We start from the raw sequence: 16480 nt of genomic DNA, 5'->3' as shown, positions 1-16480 counted from the left end.
CATGCCGAGCACACGCACACTGCCCCGTTTCCTCGACGTCCCAATCGTCGACCTCCAGCCGCACCCCGAGAACCCGCGCCGCATCGTCGACGTCGACACCCTCGCAGCGTCAGTGAAAGCACAGGGCATCCTCGAACCGCTCGTGATCGCGCCGACCGACGACGCCAACAAGTACGTCGTCCTGGGCGGGCACCGACGACTTGCAGCAGCGACGGCCGCCAAGATCGCCGTCGTTCCGTGCCACCTCCGAGCAGACCTCACCGACCCCGCCGATCAACTCGCGGTCATGCTGTCCGAGAACGGCGAGCGCACAGACCTCACCGCGGCCGAGGAAGCAACGGGCGTGCAGGCAATGCTCGACCTGGGCGAGTCCGTCTCGTCCATCGCCAAGCGCACCGGTATGTCCCGCAGCCGAGTGACGCAGCGAGTGAAGATCGGGAAGCTCTCGCCTGATGTGCTCGACAAGGTCCACGCTCACGGCGTCACGCTGTCCGATGCTGTCTTTATCGCCGACCACCCGGCCTACTCTGACCGCCTCGAGGACGCGCTCGGCACCAACAATTGGGGCCAGGTCCGCGAGAGTGTCCTCCGCGAGGTAAAGCGAGAAGAGGCCAACGCCAAGCGAGTCAAGGAAGCGCACGAGTTGTTCGGCGCAGTCGAGGTCAGTCCTGGCGAGCTGCGCAACAAGGCGACCGCGGACGCGGGCCGGGACGTCGATATCACGTACCCGTTCGGGGAGTGGGACGAGCAGATCAAGAGCGCCCGCAGCGCTGTCGACGCCGACGAGTCGACGATCGTCTACGCCGTCAAGTCCTGGCAGAACATCATGATCGCATTCGCAACGCCGATAGCGGAGACGGCGGCGGCTCAGCCAGACGACGAGCCCTCCGCGGACCAGCCCGCTACTGAACCCGAACCGACCGCGGAGGCGATCGCGGAACGGGAGCGCGCTGCCGCCGAGGCCGAAGCGGAACGCCGCGCAGCCAGAGAAGCCCTTGCGTCTGCGACCGACGCACGTCGGCGGTACATCCGCACGCTCACTTCTGATCAGCTGATCGCCGCCGCTGAGGCCGGTCGGGCTCTTGCGGCGGAGGCGATGGACATGGTCGACGAGGGCGGAGTCTGGCTGTCGTACAACCTGGCCGCAGTCAAGGAGGTCTCGGAAGCGTTCGACTGGGACGACCTAGACACGATGCACCGACAGTGGCTCGCATCCGCACCAGTCGCAGAGATCGGCGCCGTCGGCGTCATCTCGACTCTGATCTTCGATGTCGACAAGGTGTTGACCGAAGAGCCTACCGAGTACCGGTTGACGATGAACCCGCAACGCACCGTCGACTACGTTGCGTGGCTGCGGTCGATCGGCCACGTCCTCTCCGATGCCGAGGAGACCATCGCGCAGGAGTACCTCAACGCTGCCACGGTGAAAGCCAACCTCGACGGCGGCGCGGATTCATGACCGTCATCATGGCCGCAACGCGCATGCTCGACGTCACCGTGGGCGCCGACGATCTCCGCCGCGCACTCATCGCAGTTCTCCCGCATGCCGCCAAAAAGGCCGAGCGCACGCATCTGCACCGCGTCCGCTGCTACGTCGCACCCGACACCCTCACCGTGACCGGGACCGATGGGTACACGGTCGCCGCCGCACTCGTCCCGGTGGTCGTCGACCACGATCACGACGCCGCCGCCGACTTCGGACATCTGGACCTGTCACCCGCCGATGCCGCCAAGATCCTCGCCGTATTCAGGATCGGCCCCAAGGGGCACGAGCAGGACGACGCGCCGGACTGGCTCATCCGGATCGAGGTCGAGGTCACCCTCTACCCGCCGGACAAGCAGGGAGAGGCCGACGTCCAGGTGCCCTACGTACGGCTCACCGACGTGTCCGGATTCATCCCCGGGGCCGAACTGGAACTGCCGATGCTCGCCGCCGACGAGCATGCGCCACACGTTCCGCGCCTGGTCGCGACACAGCTCGCTCGCCCCGCCGGAGCGCTCGACACATTCGGTGTCGGTACCGAGATGATCGCCCGGTTCACCGCTGCCGCTAAGGCCTACGGGTCCCCGCTGCTCCAGTCGGTCACCGAGTCTCCACAGATGCTCGTGATCCGCGTCGGCGACAGCTTCATCGGCTGCGTCCGTCCCCTCGAGTTCACCGAGGACGACAAGGCCCTGCACAAGCAGTGGCTCGAGGACTGGTGCTCACGACTGCCTGCCGCCCCGCCCGGAGATAGCAGGCCGGAGTGACCACGGCCGGTTCTTGCGACGACTGGTGGCACTCGCTCCCGCTCAAACGGCGTGAGCAGCTGTACCGCTGGTTCGGCGCCGAAGGCATGACCCCAACCGCCGAGATCGAAGGGCAGCAGCCCATGTTCGACGCTCTCGATCTCCAGCCCAGAAAGCAACGCCGATGACAAACGACTTGTGCTCCACGCCGCTTACGACGACCCGCCGGAAGCCTCGCTCAAGCACCACCGCCGCGACACCAGCCTGGCAGCGCCGCGGGCAGCCCACCTGGTGCACCCGAGCCACGCACGCAGGCTCCCCGCTCCCGAGCATCGTCGACGACGACGGAAACCGGAGCCTCGTCGGCGTCGGTGTCGACGTCCCGCTCGTTCGCCTCGGGATGAACGCTGACGGGTTCGACGTCTGGCAGGTGCCCGCGTCCGCCTGGTCGCCCGGCGACACCATCACCGTCGGCCCGCTGCCCGAAGGAGTCCGCGTCGAGTACGAGATCGACCGGCCCCACCACCCCTCCAACTTCCACATCGACGGGACGTACATTCCATGACCGAGCACTTCATCCACCAAGACTTCGCGCTGCAGCGCGTCATCCTCAAGGACGGCCGCGACCTGATAGTCGACCGGATCCCGCCGACGTTCACCAAGGCCCCGTGGGGCACACCGGGGGATGCAGGAGACCACGCACCGCGGCCCGGTCTAGTAACCCCAGACGGGTACTACTACCGAGTCCTCGGGTCGAACGAGACCGTACTGTACGGCGAGATCCGTGAGTTCCGATCCGACTACCCGATTGTGTGCCCGTGCCTGCGGTGCTCCGACCAACGCAACCGCGATCACCGGGTACGCCTGGCTATCGAAGCCGTGAAGTCGACGTCGACGACGATCAGGATCGAAGGCGTCAGGATCACCGCGGTTGAGCGGAACGGCGACGCTGACCCTGCCGGCGACGCGCCGATCGACGATGTCCCGCTCGGCGAGATCCCTCCGGGTCTCCCGCACATCCCGTACGTGCGGCGCGGCTGATGCCCTGGCTCATCGTCGACGGTGACGGCATCCTCGCTCCCGAGGATCAGCCATCTTCCGCGGCTGTCTCCAGACGGCTGAAGCACCCCCTGTGGGCACCTCGCGCGTGGCGCGTGTTCGGTCCGTCCGGGAACTTGATCGCCGAGGCAGGGGACGAGCGGTGAAGGCCTTCGTCCGCCGGCACGCTCTGCGGCTCCTCGAAGACGTCGCACTGTTCGCAGTCGCGATTCTGCTGGTCGTCGGAGCGTGGGCATGACTCCCCGCGGACGAGGCCGAGCCCCGCCCACAGAACCAACGATTCACAGTCCCAGTTCGATCGTCGAGAGGTAGCAGACCAGCATGTGGGCCCGGTTTGGTGACACCAGCGCGTTCCATCCGATCCCCATGACCGTGCTCGAGCACCCGGAGAACGACGAGCGCCTCCTGAACGAGGTGTTCGGATTCTTCGTCCGGTGCGGCACTCAGGCTGCAGCTCACCTCACCGACTACGTCGTCACTCTCGGCACCGCGACCATCATCGGCGGCGCCAGGGTGACCACACTCCTCGCCGTATGCGAGTTCACCGGACTCATGGCCCGGCAAGAACTCGACGGCGCGACCGTGTGGAAGCTCGTCGACGACGTACCCGACTTCCTCCACCTCAGGTTGAAGCGGGACATCGACTGGGAGAGGCAACGCAAGGCAGACGCGAACAGGCCTTCGCTCGTAGTACCGGTCCGCCTCCGAGATGGAGACGGATGCCGGTGGTGCGGCAAGGTCGTCGACTGGAACGACCGGAGATCCGGACGCTCCGGAACCTATGACCACCTTGATCCGGGAGAGCCGGCCACGGTGGACACGTACGTCGTCTGCTGCAAGACCTGCAACTCCAGTCGCCAAGAGGGCGTGATGCCCGCCGGCGTGACTGGACTGCTCGACCCACCCGACGAACCGATCTTCTCGACAGTGTCGATCAGGTGGCTCACTGAGAATCGCTGGCGCGCCGACAACGGGTTCCCCGTCCCGTCGGCCACGTCACCGGACACTCTCAGCCAGCTCGTCCGCGGCTCCCGCCCCCGGCAGGACCGCGCCAACTCTCCGGAAATTCCGGACGGTTCGTCTAAGCGCCGCGCATCCAGCGTGGGCACGCCGGGCATGACCGCAGCACAGAGCACCGCTCCGAGCGCGACTCCGACGTCGAAGACGCCGAACAAGGCAGCAGCGACCACACGCAGCGCCGACCCAACCCCGGGTATGGCAGCAGCACGCAGCGCCGGTTCGCCCGATCAGGCAGCACGACCACGCAGCGCCGACCCGAACCCGGGTATGGCAGCAGCCCGCGCGCCGATCACCGACGAGCACCCCGCGGCGGCGGACCCGACCCCAACGATCAACCCAAAGTTGACAGTTGCCGGGGCCGAGTCCGCCACCGCAGAGCCACCACCAGGCGATACCCGATCTGCCGGAAACCAGCTTGATCGGACAGATCGCAGGGGTACACGACCTGCCGTCTCTGGTCGGGACGGGTCGGGACGGGCCGGGACGGGAAGCGAATCCTCTCCACCTACCCACCATCACTCTCAGCGTCAGTCTCGCAATCGCCGTCGTGGTGGTCGTGGTGGACGCTCACGCCCGAAGGACTGACTCGTGACAGCACTAGACCTCACCCCGTTCGCCGCACTCAAAGCACCTCGACCACGCACGACCGCCGAGCTCCGGGAGACGCAGCGCGCAGTCACCCGAGCCAAACTCCGCGACGACGTCCGAGACCTGAACTACCTGTACGGCGCGTGGCCCTACGTGTGCGGCATCCGCGAGCGCGGCACCCCCCGACACTGGGTGCAGCACGACCAGCGACGCGCAGCCGGCATGCTCCGCATGTCCGAGCTCGAGCGGATCGGCGTCCGAGGCACGGCGATCTCGTCGCCGGCCGACGTCTCCGCGCTCGACGCGCTCTCGCAGATCGCATCGACCGTCACCTGGATTCACAACGAGATCACGCGGACCCTCCCGCAGTACAGGGCCGAGGTCTGGCAGCCACCACGCCGAGCGTCACTCGACCCTCGCTCGTGGATCCTGATCGTCCTCCGGCTGCTCCCGCAGGCGCACGCCGCGACCATCGACGACGACGAGCCGATCGCGCACTGGGTGGAGCACCGCCTCGCGCCGGTCGTCTCTGTCGTCGCCCGACTCCTCGGCGATGCTCGCGACGGCCAGGAGCTCGCAGGGATCTGCCCGTGGTGCACCGGCCGCACACCGAAGGGCACGCACTTCCCGACGATGCGGATCCACTACCCGGCCGAGATGGACCTCGGCCAGCCCCTCGACCCCGACACCGCGCACGCCGAGATGGCCGGCCGCGGCGTCGAGCCACTGATCGTGTGCCACGGACTCTCGTGCACACCACCGTCCACCGCGTACGGCCAGCAGTGGAAAGGCATGCCCGCGTGGGCCGCCCGCGAATGGGACTGGCTCGCGAAACAACTGATCGACCCCAAGGCAGGAGACCACCGATGACCACCAACGAGATCCTGGACCGAGCCCGACGCGCGATCGGTGACGACGGCACGAACGACGACGAGCACGAGGCGCTGCTCGAGTGCATCGACGAGATCGAGCGACTGAAGGACGGCGACTGGGCCCGACTGTCCCGCGAGCTTCACGACGCAGAGACAGTGCGAGACAAGCTCCGTGGGGACATCGACCAACTGAACGAGTGGCGCGACTTCAGCGACGGTCGGTACCAGGAGGTGATCGACGCGTGCGCTGTATTCGAGTGGCTTCACGCGGAAGCCGTGTACGACCGCGACGAGGCCCGCATCGAAGCGCGGACGCTGCGGCAGTCCGCTGCGCGGACGGCGCTGATCGAGAAAGCGCTGGAGGAGTACGGCGGCCTCGGTGCCGGCACTCACGGCGAGGCGCTTGGCCGCGTCGTCGACATGGTCCTCGCCGAGGCGGCACAGTCGTGAGCGCGCAGGAGACGCTCGCCGCGGAACTGTACGAGCACTGGGGTGCGGCACTCCCACGTGACGAGACCGAGTGCTGCGCCGAGGCGGGACTCAAGGCCCTCGCCGCCGCCGGGTACGCCGTCGTGAAGCTGCCCGAGCCTGTGCACGATGACCCCGGCCGCCACCCGTACTTCCCGTCCGCGGGCGTTAGTGCGGTCCAGGGCACCGTCTGGAGTGAGGAGGGTGAATGGACGGGCGTGCAGGCTGAGCAGATCGGCGCGGAGATGATCGCCGCTGGACGACTCGCGGGCGAAGGTCTGACGGCCAGTTGGCGCCGCCACCGAACGACACCGGCGATCGCCACAGTCCGCCGCGTGCGCGCAGCGAACGAACTCATCCACGCTCATCGATTCGATCTCAACAGCAGCGACCCTGCCGGGCATAAGGAGTGGCTCGCGACGCTAGGGGAGAAGAGTGCAGCAGGAGGACCAGACAGCTTCTACCACGGCATCACCTTCGCGCACCGGCGAATCACTCGTGCGCTCGACGAGACGGGGGGTGAGATCGGTGAGTGATGACGCTGCCGTCAGCATCGTCGCCTTCACGCACGCTCGACTCGACGAGGAGGCGAAGGCGTGCGCGTCGATCGACGACGCAGCACTCCGCGCTCGACATGGCCGCATGGTCGATGCGCTGCGCACGGTCGCGAACTCGATCGAGGCTCAGCTGGATTCACATCGTGAATCACATTTCGATTCACCTCTGGCTGCCGGGTTGCTGGTGGTGGCGCAGGTATGGGCCGAGCACCCCGACCACCAGCCGCGTCGCTGGTTCCCCCGCATGATCGCGGGCTGGACGCCGAGCCAGTCCCGATGACGACAGCGAACCGTGCTCGACGTGACGGCAAGGTGGCGGGAGCGATGATGCCGGCGAAGGTATTCACTCCGGCTGAGCGTCGTGCCGCCGGTCGGTGCATGGACTGTGAGTGGGATCCGCCGACGCAGGGTCACCACGAGCTGTGCCCGGCCAAGCCGGGACGCAAGCGCAGGCGATGAGCAGCAGCGTGCACGGTTGCGAGTGGAGTTATCCACAGGGCACAATGAGTTCGTTGGTTCCCGCGTGCCCTGATCAGGGTGCGCGGGTTCTGTCGTTCGAGGGGGCGACGTCGTGGTGAGGGCGCCGATGCGCGCGTGCGCTGATTCCGGGTGCGGTGAGCTGTCGACCCGGAGCCGGTGCCCGAAGCACCGTGCCGCCGAGGATCGCAGGCAGGCCCGGACCGTACCGACCAAGCTCAACCGCAACCGCGACCGGCAACGTCGAGGCAGGGCAGTCGACGAGCACAAGGCGAAGCACGGTGCATGGTGTCGAGGTTTCGGCCGTGATCCTCACTCGTCGACCGACCTCACTGCCGATCACGTCGTGGAGCAAGCCGACGGCGGCGCGTGGGACGGAGAGCTCGAAGTCCTGTGCCGCTCGTGCAACTCGAGGAAGAACCGCCTCGCGCAGGTCCGCCGGGCGAAGCGCTACCAGACGCCCTGAAGACTCCAGCTATCGGCGGCTTCGGTGGAGGTTCGAGACCGGAAAATTAAGGCAAAAATTTCAAAAATTTTTGAATCAAAAATTTTGAAAATCGTTTTCATGTACGCACCCCCAGGGGGGTACCCCCGACCGGCCTACCGTCCCCCGCGCCGCCGGAGAGGGCTGTAAATGGTGCGGAGGGTTCAAGACGATCCGGAGAAGGGACAGGGGCTGATGTTGGTGGATGCGCTCGTACTGACTGGAGCACTGACCTGGCTTCTTGCGATGGGAGTCGTCGGATCGTACGTCGGCTCGTGGCTCGTGTCCGGCGTGGCCCGGCTCGTCGACTGCGCGATGGCCGACGACGAACCGTCCGACGACTGATGACTGGCGGCCAGGTGCTCGCCGCGCTGGTCGCGCTCGTTGTGGTGTGGGAGCGGCGGTGCCATCGCTCGGGGCAGCTCGAGCACTTGATCTCGCGGGTCGTTGATCGACTGCGCGCTCGCCATCGGGTGATCCGGTGGTTCGTGAATTACGTCGTCGTCGCGACGGCGCTGCACCTGCTGCGGTGGGTGCCGGCGCGCTTCGACGTCTATCAGGCGATGCGCTGGACGCGTCGCTGATCCTCTGCGTGGCGAGACGCCGCGCGTGTTGATGCTCGGCGAGATGCCGGGCGGAACGGATGATGATCATGGCTGGACATGGTGGTGCCCGCAATCGGTCGGGCCCGGCGCCGTCGATGCACTCGGCGCGCTCTGATGCACGGGACGTCCGTGCGACGAAGCTCCCCGTCGGTGGATACGCCGGCGACTTCCCTCCGCTGTCGGAGCTGCTGGTCGATGCGACCGAGCGCGAGGGCATCGTCTGGGCGGACCTCTGGCGGACACCGCAGGCAGCGCAGTGGGCGCGGGAGAAGTGGCGCCATCGCGTCGTGGCGATGTACGTCCGGTGGCTGGTGCGTGCCGAGGACCGGGAGGCGACCGCCGCGACGATCAACGCCGCGCAGCGTCTCGCCGACCAGATCGGGCTCACGCCGGCCGGGCTGAAGGAGAACGGCTGGCTGATCGTCCCCGACGACTCGGCGTCGAACCCGGAGCAGGTCGAGAAGCACGAGAAAGTGAAGGCGTCGACCCGGCGTGCGGCTCGAACGAACGGTGGCGGGCGCCGGATGAGCACCGTGCCCAATGGCGACTGAGCCGGAGTCGTTCCTCGTAGACTTCCCGACGCTGGCACACGTGCAGGACCCGTGGGTGCGTGCGCACTGCTCGGTCCCTGACGGCTTCGACCAGGGGCAGCCGTTCGTGATGTCCGATGATCAGTTCTGGTGCACAGCCAACCACTACCAGGTCCGCAAGTCGGCGAAGTGGCAGCCGCGCCGCCCGATGAAGTCGCAGGCGTTCGTCTACCGCCGGTCGTTGATCGTCGGTCCACAGAAGTCAGGCAAGGGCCCGTGGTCCGCGACGATCGTCGCGGTCGAAGCGGTCGGCCCGTCACTGTTCGCAGGATGGGCACAGAAAGGCGACGGGTACTCGTGCGCGGACTGGGGCTGCGGCTGCGGGTTCGAGCACGAGTACGAGCCGGGCGAGCCGATGGGGATGCCGCACCCGACACCGCTGATCCAGCTGACCGCGACGTCCGAGGATCAGGTCGACAACGTGTACCGCCCACTTCGGTCGATGATCAAGATGGGCCCGCTCGCAGAGCTGATGCTGATCCGCGAGGACTTCATCCGACTTCCCGGCGAGGACAATCGCATCGACGTCGTCACCGCAGCTGCGAACTCTCGCCTCGGTAACCCGATCACGTTCGCGCTGCACGACGAGAACGGCCTCTACCTCAAGTCGAACAAGCTCCTGAAGGTAGCGCAGACGCAGCGCCGCGGCGCCGCCGGCATGGACGGCCGAACGATGGCGACGACGAACTGTTGGGACGCGTCGGAGAACTCCGACGCACAGCAGACGTGGGAGTCCAGCGCAAAGGACGTGTTCAAGTTTTGGCGGCAGCCGCCGAAGTCCCTGAGCTGGGGAAACAAGCGCGATCGCCGGAAGATCCTTCAGGAGGTCTACTCGTCGTCACCGTGGGTCACGATCCCCACGATCGAGGCGGAAGTCGACGAGTACATGGAACGTGACCCCGCCGAGGCGGAACGGTTCTTCGGCAACCGAGTAACGACCGGCATGGGCGCCTGGCTCGAGGACGACCTCTGGGAGAAGGCGTATGCCAACGCGTCCTAACCGGGTGTGGTTGCCGAACCCGCCGAAGGGCACACAGATCACCGCAGGCTTCGACGGATCGGAGACCGACGACTGGACGGCGCTGCGATGCCAGACGCGCGCAGGCCGACAGTTCACGCCCCGCTACGGGCCAGACCGTCGCCCGACGATCTGGCGACCCGAGGAGTGGGGCGGGGAGATCCCGCGCGATCAGGTGGCCGTCGCGGTGTCGGAGGTGTTCGAGCGGTGGCAGGTCGCCCGAATGTACTGCGACCCGTTCGGGTGGAGAACCGAGATCGGGGAGTGGGCGGCCGAACATGGCGCCGAGAAGGTCGTGGAGTGGGCGACCAACCGGCAGAAGCCCATGTACGAGGCGATCAAGACCTTCGAGACCGACCTCCGCACCGGCGCGATCACGCACGACGGATGCCCACTGACGGAACAGGCGATGGGCAACGCCCGCAAGGTACCGCTGCCAGGGCAGCGCTACGGGTTGGGGAAGCCGCACGGCGAGTACCACCGCAAGATCGACCCCGCGATCGCGTCGATCCTTGCCCGCGAGGCGGCCGGTGACGTTACCAGCACCAACGGCTGGGACGAGAAGCCCCGCAAGAAGATCTCCGACCGCATGTACGGATTCAACTGAGACGAAGGACCAGCGATGGACACCGTGATCGACCGCCTCCACATGGGCCTGAACGCGCTCAGCACGGGCGAGAAGGACTGGAACCGCCGGGAGGACAACTACCGCGGCGACCAGCAGCTCCCATACGCACCCGAAGGTGTCAGTGTCGAGTACCAAGAGCTCCGAGACCAGTCGATCGCGAACTGGCTGCGGCCGGCGATGGACGTCCCCGTGCAGCGGATGGAGGTCGAGTCGGTCACCGACGCCGACGGCGAGATCGACAAGGACGCGTGGGCGACGATGGAGGCTGCGCAGATGCAGACGCGCGGCAGGATCTTGTTCAGTCAGATGATGGTGCACGGTCGCGGCGTCATGTCGGTGTCCAAGAGCCCGTCCGGCCCGCGGATGATGATCGAGAACTGCCGGCGTGTGCACATCGAGGGCCGCGCCGACGATCCGTTCACGCGCGCGTGGGCGGTCAAGTCGTGGACCGAGAAGCGGCCGCGGACCTCGTCGCTGATTCTGCCCGCCGACGCCGATCTCGGTGGCCTCGAGGTGGCCGTCGTGTACGACGAGACGAAGTGCACCAGGTTTGAGAAGAAGTCGTCGGGCATGTACGGCAAGTGGGAGGACGTCGGCACCGTTGACCATGGGTTGAAGTCCGTGCCGTTCGTGTCGTTCGGTTCGCGGCTGGACGCCGACGCGGTCCCTCACTCGGCGATCGACGACCTGATCCCCATGCAGAACGCAATCAACACGATCAGGTTCAACACCCTCCTGGCGATGCAGTTCAGCGCGTACCGCCAACGCGTGGTCGTCGGATACGACCCGATCCTGCGCAACGACTCCGGCGACATCGTCTACATCACCGACGAGAACGGCGAGCCGATCGTCGGACCGGGAGGCGAACCGGTCCCCGCACTACGCCCAGGTGGCCGCGCAGGCGTCGACCGCCTGTTGGTGTTCCCTGGCTCTGAGACCAAGGTCTTCGACCTCGCAGAGTCGAACCTCAAGAACTACGTCGAGGTGTACATTCGGTTCCTCACGGACCTGTTCACGATGGCGCAGATCCCGCCGCAGTACGCACTCGACAAAATGGCCAACCTCTCCGGCGACGCGATGGCCGGAGCCGACGCCACCCTCCAGTCGCTCGTCTCCGACCTCCAGGCAGAAGCGTCCGGCGGGTTCAACGAGGTCCTACAGCTGATGGACATCGCGGCCGGTCGCTCCCCGCAGTCGCGCCGCCTCGCATGGGCCGACCGGGCGCCGAAGAGCTTCGGGCAGATCGTCGACGGGATCGTCAAGCTGATCTCGCAGGGGTTCCCCAAGCGCGACGCCTGGGACATGCTCCCCGGCGCGACGCCGGTCAAGGTGCAGGCGTGGATCGATCACGCGCTCGAGGAGTCGCGGTCGGAGATCGACCAACTGACCGCCACGTCGTCGATGTCGGCGCTCGAACCCGCACCGCAGGAATAGCACCGCGCCGTGGCGTTCGACGCGCAGCTCCGCTACACAGCCGCCCGCCACGACATCGTCGATGCGCTGCTGCGCCACCTACTCGTCGAGTGGGGGCGCCGCGCGCCAGCCGACCCGCAGGCGTGGATGGACAAGCACGCGCCGACGATGGCAGGGCGCATCGCCGAAGCTCAGGCGCAACTTATCGGGATCTCCGAAGAGTTCGTGCCCGCGGTCCTGGCCGAGCAACGAACACCGATCGCCGCAGTCGGTGAGATCGACGCGTCATCCCTCGTCGGCGTCGACGGCCAAGGCCTCCCGATCGACTCGCTGCTCGCCACGACTCTGCCGACGGTTGAGCGGAAAGTGCAGTCGCTCGTCATGCCCGACGACGCCGCGGGGCAGGCGGCCTCGCAGTCCGCTGGATGGGCCGCTGGCGCGCTCGATCTGGTGACCAAGGTCCGCACACTCACGTCGGACACCTCACGCGTGGCGACCGGGCTGCACACGATCGCACGCCCCGGTGTCGGGTACACGCGACGACTCGTCGGCGCGTCCTGCCCGAGGTGCGTCGTCCTCGCAGGCCGCGTCTACAAGTCGTCGCACGCATTCGACCGTCACCCGCGGTGCGACTGCGAGCACGTGCCCGCCGCGATGCGGAACCTCGACGCGCGCACCATCGACCCCCGCGCGCACTTCGACAGTCTGAGCGAGGCCGAACAGGACCGCATCTTCACCAAGGCCGGTGCTCGCGCGATCCGCGAGGGCGCCGACATCTCACAGGTGGTGAACGCTCGACGGGGAGCTGGTCTCGGCCCTGCATCGGGGCAGCGCTTGACCGATGCGGAGGCGGCCGAGATCCGCAACGGCACAGGGAAGTACGCGACCGCCCGCGACACCACCACAGAGGGAATGACCAAGCGGGGCCTTGCGCACAAGTCGATGCGCGCGAAGACCTCAAAGAAGCTGCCGCGCCTGATGCCGGAGACGATCTACCGTGTCGCCGGCGACGATGACGGCCTCGCTCGCGAGATGCTCCAGTTCTACGGCTATATGGGGAAGTCGTCGAAGAAGGTCAAGAAGGTCAAGGGGCCCGCCGGCGGAGCGGGCGGTGGCGGTGGTGGGAACCGCAACCGTGGTTCAGGGGGTGCCGGGGATAACGACGACCTGCCGATCGACACTCACGTCACTGCGCAGCCGGGCGGTACGCCGGTCGACCCCTCGAAGGTGCTCACCAGGCATCAGCTCGAGGAGTTCGGCAAGGTCGTCGCTGACGATGAGCACCGCTGGGACGAGTTCCTCGTCCACGAGAAGGCCATCGCTGAGTGGCTGCTGACTAGGAAAGTCCCGGTGTTGTCGGTCAGGACGTTCAAGGAGGGGCCGCGGACGAGGCAGGCGCCCGACGCCGTCACCCAAGGTGTGCGCTCGTCCCCGGTCGAGTTCAAGAAGCTGAATCCGGATGACGGGATCACGTTCAACTACCTGTCGTTCAAGGCCAACGTCCGCCTGATCGCCCAGAAGTGCCGCCGGGGTGTGATCGATGCGCGAGGGACTGACGGCACGATCTCCTCAGTATCGGCTGCGCTCAAGGACGCGATCCAGGAGCACGGAGTCAACCTCGATGAGGTCACAGTGATCATCAACGGCGCTGATGGGCTGCCGGTCGCGGTAGGATGGCGGCGTGGGCAGCGTTGAGGTCATGTACTGGGTTGGGGACGGTCCGTCTCCCGCCGCGGTGGAGGCTGCCGCAGCGTCGCTGGAGTCGTCCGATGTCGACGCGTGGGCGTGGGCCTTCGCCACGTCTGATCCGGACACCCCGGGGTTCTCAACGCAGCTGGTTGTTGAGGGGCCAGACGCGCCGGCGTTCGCCGAGCAGGTGTTGGCGCACGTTCGCGCCGAGTTCGGTGTCGAGACGCTTGACGAGCACGAGCTCGCGGTGCGGTTCGACCCGGAGTATCGCCGCCGGTACGAGGCACGTAGGCGGCTTGCATCGTGAGTTATCCACAGGCATAATCGAATCGGTGGTTACCCCCATGCCGTAAACGGCTGGGGGTTTCGTCATTTCAGGGTCCGACCGCGTGATGCGGCCGGGCCCTTTTCGTTTGTCCGGGAGAGCCGGACCCGCATCCGAGATGGAGCCGACCAATGCATCGCCGCACCCTTCCGAACGTTCAGCACCCGCTCGCTCCGTGCCCGCCTGCACCGTCGGGGATCGGGGCTAAGCCTCGTCTCCGGTTCTTCTCAATGGCGGGCGGCGACGGCGGGGGAGCGGGATCCGGCGGCGACGGCGGTCAGGGCGGCACTGACGGTGCCGGCGCGGGGAGTGACGGCGGCGCCGACGGCGGGCAGCAGTCGACGAACAACGCCGACGGCGGCGACGGGTTCAAGAGCGAGCACTCCAAGAACTCCGTGCTCGCCGATCTCGTCGCAGAGCGAAAGGCGCGCGCCGAGCTGCAGCAGAAGCTCGACGCGATCGAAGACAAGAACAAGACCGACGAGCAGCGCAAGGCCGATGCTGACGCAAAGAAGGACGCCGAGCATCGGTCCGCGACGCTGAAGGCGGCGCAGTACGAGGCAGCCGCCGCGGCGGGTCTGTCGCTCGAGTGGGCCAAGCGAATCTCGGGCACCACGCCGGAGGAAATGGCAGCCGACGCTAAGCAGCTCAAGGCCGCAATGGACGCCCAGGCAGGGACGCAGCAGCGCACCGATGGTGCCGGTGCCGGCGCGGGGTCCTCGACCGCCTCGACTGCGGCACCGGGCGTCGGACGTCTCAACGACTACTACGCAGCAACAGCCAAGAAATAACCGAAGCCCGGCGGCGGCCGCCATCGGGATCACAGGAAGGAACGCCACATGGCACTCACTCTGGCCCAGGCCGCTACCCTCTCGCAGGATCAGCTCGCCCGGGGGATTCACGAGATCTTCGTCCAGGAGTCGCCGATCCTCGATCGACTCCCGCTCATGCCGATCGAGGGCAACGCCTACGCGTACAACTCGGAGGAAACCCTGCCCGGTGTCGCATTCCGCGGCGTCAACGAGCCGTACACCGAGTCGACCGGTACGTTCAACCAGCTCACCGAGAAGCTCGTTATCCTCGGTGGCGATTCGGATGTCGATCGGTTCATCCAGCAGACCCGATCGAACGTGTTCAACCAGCGCGCCGAGCAGGACAAGCTCAAGGTCAAGGCCATGAGCTACAAGTTCCAGGACCACTTCATCAATGGCGACGTCGCGGTCGACACAAAGGGTTTCGACGGACTCAAGAAGCGCGTCGTCGGCAACCAGGTCATCGACGCCGGCACCAACGGTGCGCCCGTCCTGGGCAACGGCACCACCGATACGCACGCGTTCTTCGACAAGCTCGACGAGCTCGTCGCCGCGTGCCCCGGTGCGGATGCGTTCTACTGCAACCGGCAGGTGCGGTCCAAGCTCATCTCGGCCGGCCGCCGCATCGGTGGCACCGAGTTCGTCAAGGAGGACGAGACCGGCAAGCGTGTCGCGCAGTGGAACGGGATCCCGTTCCTCGACATCGGCGACAACCTCGCAGGCTCCCAGATCCTGCCGCAGTCCGAGACCGTCGGCTCCTCTAGCGTGACGTCCTCGATCTACGCGGTCCGGTTCGGCGGTACCGACGGTGATCAGGCCGTGACCGGACTGACCAACGGCGGGATCATGGTCGACGATCTCGGCCAGCTTCAGGAGAAGCCCGCACTGCGTACCCGCATCGAGTTCTACTGCGGTCTCGCACTGTTCGGCGGCAAGGCCGCAGCACGTCTCCGCGGCGTCATCGCCGCCTAATCCGAGAGGAACCGACAGATGACCGACGAGAACACCGGCCAGTCCACCGATACACAGGACGAGGACTCGGCCGTGGTGCCGCCTGCCGATACGGCCGACGTCCAGCCTCCGGCGAAGCCGACGCCCGCGAAGAAGGCGACGGCCGCGAAGAAGGCCACCGCCAAGCCGAAGCATCGGATGGAGACGTTCGACGCCGTCCGGCCCGACGGCAAGATCGCCACGATCGAACGCAACATCGACACCGGCGACCAGTCGGTCGTCGGGGTGCGCGACGCCTGATGTCCGCCCCGGTCGCGGAGCTCGTCACCGCGCAGGACGTCGTCGATGCGACGGCCGGCGAGCTCCCGGCCGCTGACACCGCAGAGCGCGTCCAGCTGGACGTGCTCTGCACCCGCGCGGCCGCTGAGATCCGCGCACACGTCGTGGCTGTCGATCGGCGCATCGCCGCCGGATCGCTCGACCTCGACCGGGTTCGCGGCATCGCCGTCGACATGGTCGTGGCCGCGCTCGAAACGCTCGAAATCGGGTTCCGGTCGACCGGCGAGACGTACCCGGAGATCGGGACTCAGCACGTGGCCGCCGCCAATCGCATGTCGATCGAGATGACACCCGCGCAGATGCGGGCCCTCGCACCGCCTGCGCCCGGCATGTACAGCGTTTCGCTCTCAGGCTGA

23 protein-coding genes are annotated in these 16480 nt (G+C 67.0%); all 23 read left to right on the top strand.

Features of this window, described 5'->3' with window-relative positions:
- The first annotated feature begins 1 nt into the window (after window position 1).
- The 23 genes from WFK36_RS11640 (at window position 2) to WFK36_RS11530 (ending at window position 16480) form a co-directional block, all read left to right on the top strand.
- Window positions 2–1459, top strand: a complete 1458-nt coding sequence (locus WFK36_RS11640; RefSeq protein ID WP_336791803.1) for a ParB/RepB/Spo0J family partition protein — start codon at window positions 2–4, stop codon at window positions 1457–1459.
- Window positions 1456–2250, top strand: coding sequence for a hypothetical protein (locus WFK36_RS11635; RefSeq protein ID WP_336791802.1), 795 nt, complete (start codon window positions 1456–1458; stop codon window positions 2248–2250). Before WFK36_RS11640 ends, WFK36_RS11635 begins: the two co-directional genes overlap by 4 nt.
- Before the next feature lie 163 nt (window positions 2251–2413).
- Window positions 2414–2794, top strand: a complete 381-nt coding sequence (locus WFK36_RS11630) for a hypothetical protein (protein ID WP_336791800.1) — start codon at window positions 2414–2416, stop codon at window positions 2792–2794.
- A complete protein-coding gene (locus tag WFK36_RS11625) occupies window positions 2791–3270 on the top strand; it encodes a hypothetical protein (protein ID WP_336791799.1) in 480 nt (159 codons plus the stop codon). Before WFK36_RS11630 ends, WFK36_RS11625 begins: the two co-directional genes overlap by 4 nt.
- Before the next feature lie 384 nt (window positions 3271–3654).
- A complete protein-coding gene (locus WFK36_RS11620) occupies window positions 3655–4893 on the top strand; it encodes a hypothetical protein (protein ID WP_336791797.1) in 1239 nt (412 codons plus the stop codon).
- A 3-nt stretch (window positions 4894–4896) separates the two neighbouring features.
- Window positions 4897–5766, top strand: coding sequence for a hypothetical protein (locus tag WFK36_RS11615; RefSeq protein WP_336791796.1), 870 nt, complete (start codon window positions 4897–4899; stop codon window positions 5764–5766).
- Complete coding sequence (locus tag WFK36_RS11610; RefSeq protein WP_336791795.1) at window positions 5763–6218, top strand: hypothetical protein; 456 nt, start codon at window positions 5763–5765, stop codon at window positions 6216–6218. Before WFK36_RS11615 ends, WFK36_RS11610 begins: the two co-directional genes overlap by 4 nt.
- Window positions 6215–6772, top strand: a complete 558-nt coding sequence (locus WFK36_RS11605; RefSeq protein ID WP_336791794.1) for a hypothetical protein — start codon at window positions 6215–6217, stop codon at window positions 6770–6772. The genes WFK36_RS11610 and WFK36_RS11605 overlap by 4 nt, the downstream gene beginning before the upstream one ends.
- The gene (locus WFK36_RS11600) at window positions 6765–7073 is read left to right on the top strand and encodes a hypothetical protein (RefSeq protein WP_336791793.1); all 309 of its coding nucleotides are present in this window, start codon (window positions 6765–6767) and stop codon (window positions 7071–7073) included. The genes WFK36_RS11605 and WFK36_RS11600 overlap by 8 nt, the downstream gene beginning before the upstream one ends.
- Entirely contained in the window at window positions 7070–7252 is a 183-nt protein-coding gene (locus tag WFK36_RS11595) for a hypothetical protein (protein WP_336791792.1), read from the top strand. The genes WFK36_RS11600 and WFK36_RS11595 overlap by 4 nt, the downstream gene beginning before the upstream one ends.
- 127 nt (window positions 7253–7379) lie before the next feature.
- Entirely contained in the window at window positions 7380–7736 is a 357-nt protein-coding gene (locus WFK36_RS11590) for an HNH endonuclease (RefSeq protein WP_336791791.1), read from the top strand.
- A 168-nt stretch (window positions 7737–7904) separates the two neighbouring features.
- Window positions 7905–8099, top strand: a complete 195-nt coding sequence (locus tag WFK36_RS11585; RefSeq protein ID WP_336791790.1) for a hypothetical protein — start codon at window positions 7905–7907, stop codon at window positions 8097–8099.
- A complete protein-coding gene (locus WFK36_RS11580) occupies window positions 8099–8338 on the top strand; it encodes a DUF7427 family protein (RefSeq protein WP_336791788.1) in 240 nt (79 codons plus the stop codon). The genes WFK36_RS11585 and WFK36_RS11580 overlap by 1 nt, the downstream gene beginning before the upstream one ends.
- 68 nt (window positions 8339–8406) lie before the next feature.
- Window positions 8407–8910, top strand: coding sequence for a hypothetical protein (locus WFK36_RS11575; RefSeq protein WP_336791787.1), 504 nt, complete (start codon window positions 8407–8409; stop codon window positions 8908–8910).
- A complete protein-coding gene (locus WFK36_RS11570) occupies window positions 8900–9949 on the top strand; it encodes a terminase (RefSeq protein ID WP_336791786.1) in 1050 nt (349 codons plus the stop codon). Before WFK36_RS11575 ends, WFK36_RS11570 begins: the two co-directional genes overlap by 11 nt.
- Window positions 9933–10574, top strand: a complete 642-nt coding sequence (locus tag WFK36_RS11565) for a terminase (RefSeq protein WP_336791785.1) — start codon at window positions 9933–9935, stop codon at window positions 10572–10574. Before WFK36_RS11570 ends, WFK36_RS11565 begins: the two co-directional genes overlap by 17 nt.
- Window positions 10575–10589: 15 nt before the next feature.
- Window positions 10590–12029 carry a phage portal protein gene (locus WFK36_RS11560; protein ID WP_336791783.1) on the top strand — a complete coding sequence of 480 codons (1440 nt, stop codon included), beginning with the start codon at window positions 10590–10592 and terminating at the stop codon, window positions 12027–12029.
- A 9-nt stretch (window positions 12030–12038) separates the two neighbouring features.
- Window positions 12039–13703 carry a hypothetical protein gene (locus WFK36_RS11555; protein WP_336791781.1) on the top strand — a complete coding sequence of 555 codons (1665 nt, stop codon included), beginning with the start codon at window positions 12039–12041 and terminating at the stop codon, window positions 13701–13703.
- Entirely contained in the window at window positions 13690–14004 is a 315-nt protein-coding gene (locus WFK36_RS11550; protein WP_336791780.1) for a hypothetical protein, read from the top strand. Before WFK36_RS11555 ends, WFK36_RS11550 begins: the two co-directional genes overlap by 14 nt.
- 149 nt (window positions 14005–14153) lie before the next feature.
- On the top strand, window positions 14154–14813 hold the full coding sequence (locus WFK36_RS11545; protein ID WP_336791779.1) for a hypothetical protein: 660 nt from the start codon (window positions 14154–14156) through the stop codon (window positions 14811–14813).
- Between the two features lie 48 nt (window positions 14814–14861).
- The gene (locus WFK36_RS11540) at window positions 14862–15806 is read left to right on the top strand and encodes a major capsid protein (RefSeq protein ID WP_336791778.1); all 945 of its coding nucleotides are present in this window, start codon (window positions 14862–14864) and stop codon (window positions 15804–15806) included.
- A gap of 18 nt (window positions 15807–15824) precedes the next feature.
- Window positions 15825–16085 carry a hypothetical protein gene (locus WFK36_RS11535; protein ID WP_336791777.1) on the top strand — a complete coding sequence of 87 codons (261 nt, stop codon included), beginning with the start codon at window positions 15825–15827 and terminating at the stop codon, window positions 16083–16085.
- Window positions 16085–16480 (top strand): hypothetical protein, encoded by a 396-nt coding sequence (locus WFK36_RS11530; RefSeq protein WP_336791776.1) that lies wholly within the window; start codon window positions 16085–16087, stop codon window positions 16478–16480. The genes WFK36_RS11535 and WFK36_RS11530 overlap by 1 nt, the downstream gene beginning before the upstream one ends.

The organism is Gordonia malaquae (assembly GCF_037148075.1).
Taxonomy (GTDB): domain Bacteria; phylum Actinomycetota; class Actinomycetes; order Mycobacteriales; family Mycobacteriaceae; genus Gordonia; species Gordonia malaquae.
The sequence above is the reverse complement of the archived record's forward strand: the minus strand, read 5'-3'. Positions and strand labels throughout refer to the sequence as shown.

Excerpts from the sequence above, each read along its gene's own strand:
- WFK36_RS11640 (WP_336791803.1), top strand. The coding sequence starts at position 2 with ATGCCGAGCACACGCACACTGCCCCGTTTCCTCGACGTCCCAATCGTC.
- WFK36_RS11635 (WP_336791802.1), top strand. The coding sequence starts at position 1,456 with ATGACCGTCATCATGGCCGCAACGCGCATGCTCGACGTCACCGTGGGC.
- WFK36_RS11630 (WP_336791800.1), top strand. The coding sequence starts at position 2,414 with ATGACAAACGACTTGTGCTCCACGCCGCTTACGACGACCCGCCGGAAG.
- WFK36_RS11625 (WP_336791799.1), top strand. The coding sequence starts at position 2,791 with ATGACCGAGCACTTCATCCACCAAGACTTCGCGCTGCAGCGCGTCATC.
- WFK36_RS11620 (WP_336791797.1), top strand. The coding sequence starts at position 3,655 with ATGACCGTGCTCGAGCACCCGGAGAACGACGAGCGCCTCCTGAACGAG.
- WFK36_RS11610 (WP_336791795.1), top strand. The coding sequence starts at position 5,763 with ATGACCACCAACGAGATCCTGGACCGAGCCCGACGCGCGATCGGTGAC.
- WFK36_RS11595 (WP_336791792.1), top strand. The coding sequence starts at position 7,070 with ATGACGACAGCGAACCGTGCTCGACGTGACGGCAAGGTGGCGGGAGCG.
- WFK36_RS11590 (WP_336791791.1), top strand. The coding sequence starts at position 7,380 with ATGCGCGCGTGCGCTGATTCCGGGTGCGGTGAGCTGTCGACCCGGAGC.
- WFK36_RS11585 (WP_336791790.1), top strand. The coding sequence starts at position 7,905 with ATGGTGCGGAGGGTTCAAGACGATCCGGAGAAGGGACAGGGGCTGATG.
- WFK36_RS11580 (WP_336791788.1), top strand. The coding sequence starts at position 8,099 with ATGACTGGCGGCCAGGTGCTCGCCGCGCTGGTCGCGCTCGTTGTGGTG.
- WFK36_RS11575 (WP_336791787.1), top strand. The coding sequence starts at position 8,407 with ATGGCTGGACATGGTGGTGCCCGCAATCGGTCGGGCCCGGCGCCGTCG.
- WFK36_RS11570 (WP_336791786.1), top strand. The coding sequence starts at position 8,900 with ATGGCGACTGAGCCGGAGTCGTTCCTCGTAGACTTCCCGACGCTGGCA.
- WFK36_RS11565 (WP_336791785.1), top strand. The coding sequence starts at position 9,933 with ATGCCAACGCGTCCTAACCGGGTGTGGTTGCCGAACCCGCCGAAGGGC.
- WFK36_RS11560 (WP_336791783.1), top strand. The coding sequence starts at position 10,590 with ATGGACACCGTGATCGACCGCCTCCACATGGGCCTGAACGCGCTCAGC.
- WFK36_RS11545 (WP_336791779.1), top strand. The coding sequence starts at position 14,154 with ATGCATCGCCGCACCCTTCCGAACGTTCAGCACCCGCTCGCTCCGTGC.
- WFK36_RS11540 (WP_336791778.1), top strand. The coding sequence starts at position 14,862 with ATGGCACTCACTCTGGCCCAGGCCGCTACCCTCTCGCAGGATCAGCTC.
- WFK36_RS11535 (WP_336791777.1), top strand. The coding sequence starts at position 15,825 with ATGACCGACGAGAACACCGGCCAGTCCACCGATACACAGGACGAGGAC.
- WFK36_RS11530 (WP_336791776.1), top strand. The coding sequence starts at position 16,085 with ATGTCCGCCCCGGTCGCGGAGCTCGTCACCGCGCAGGACGTCGTCGAT.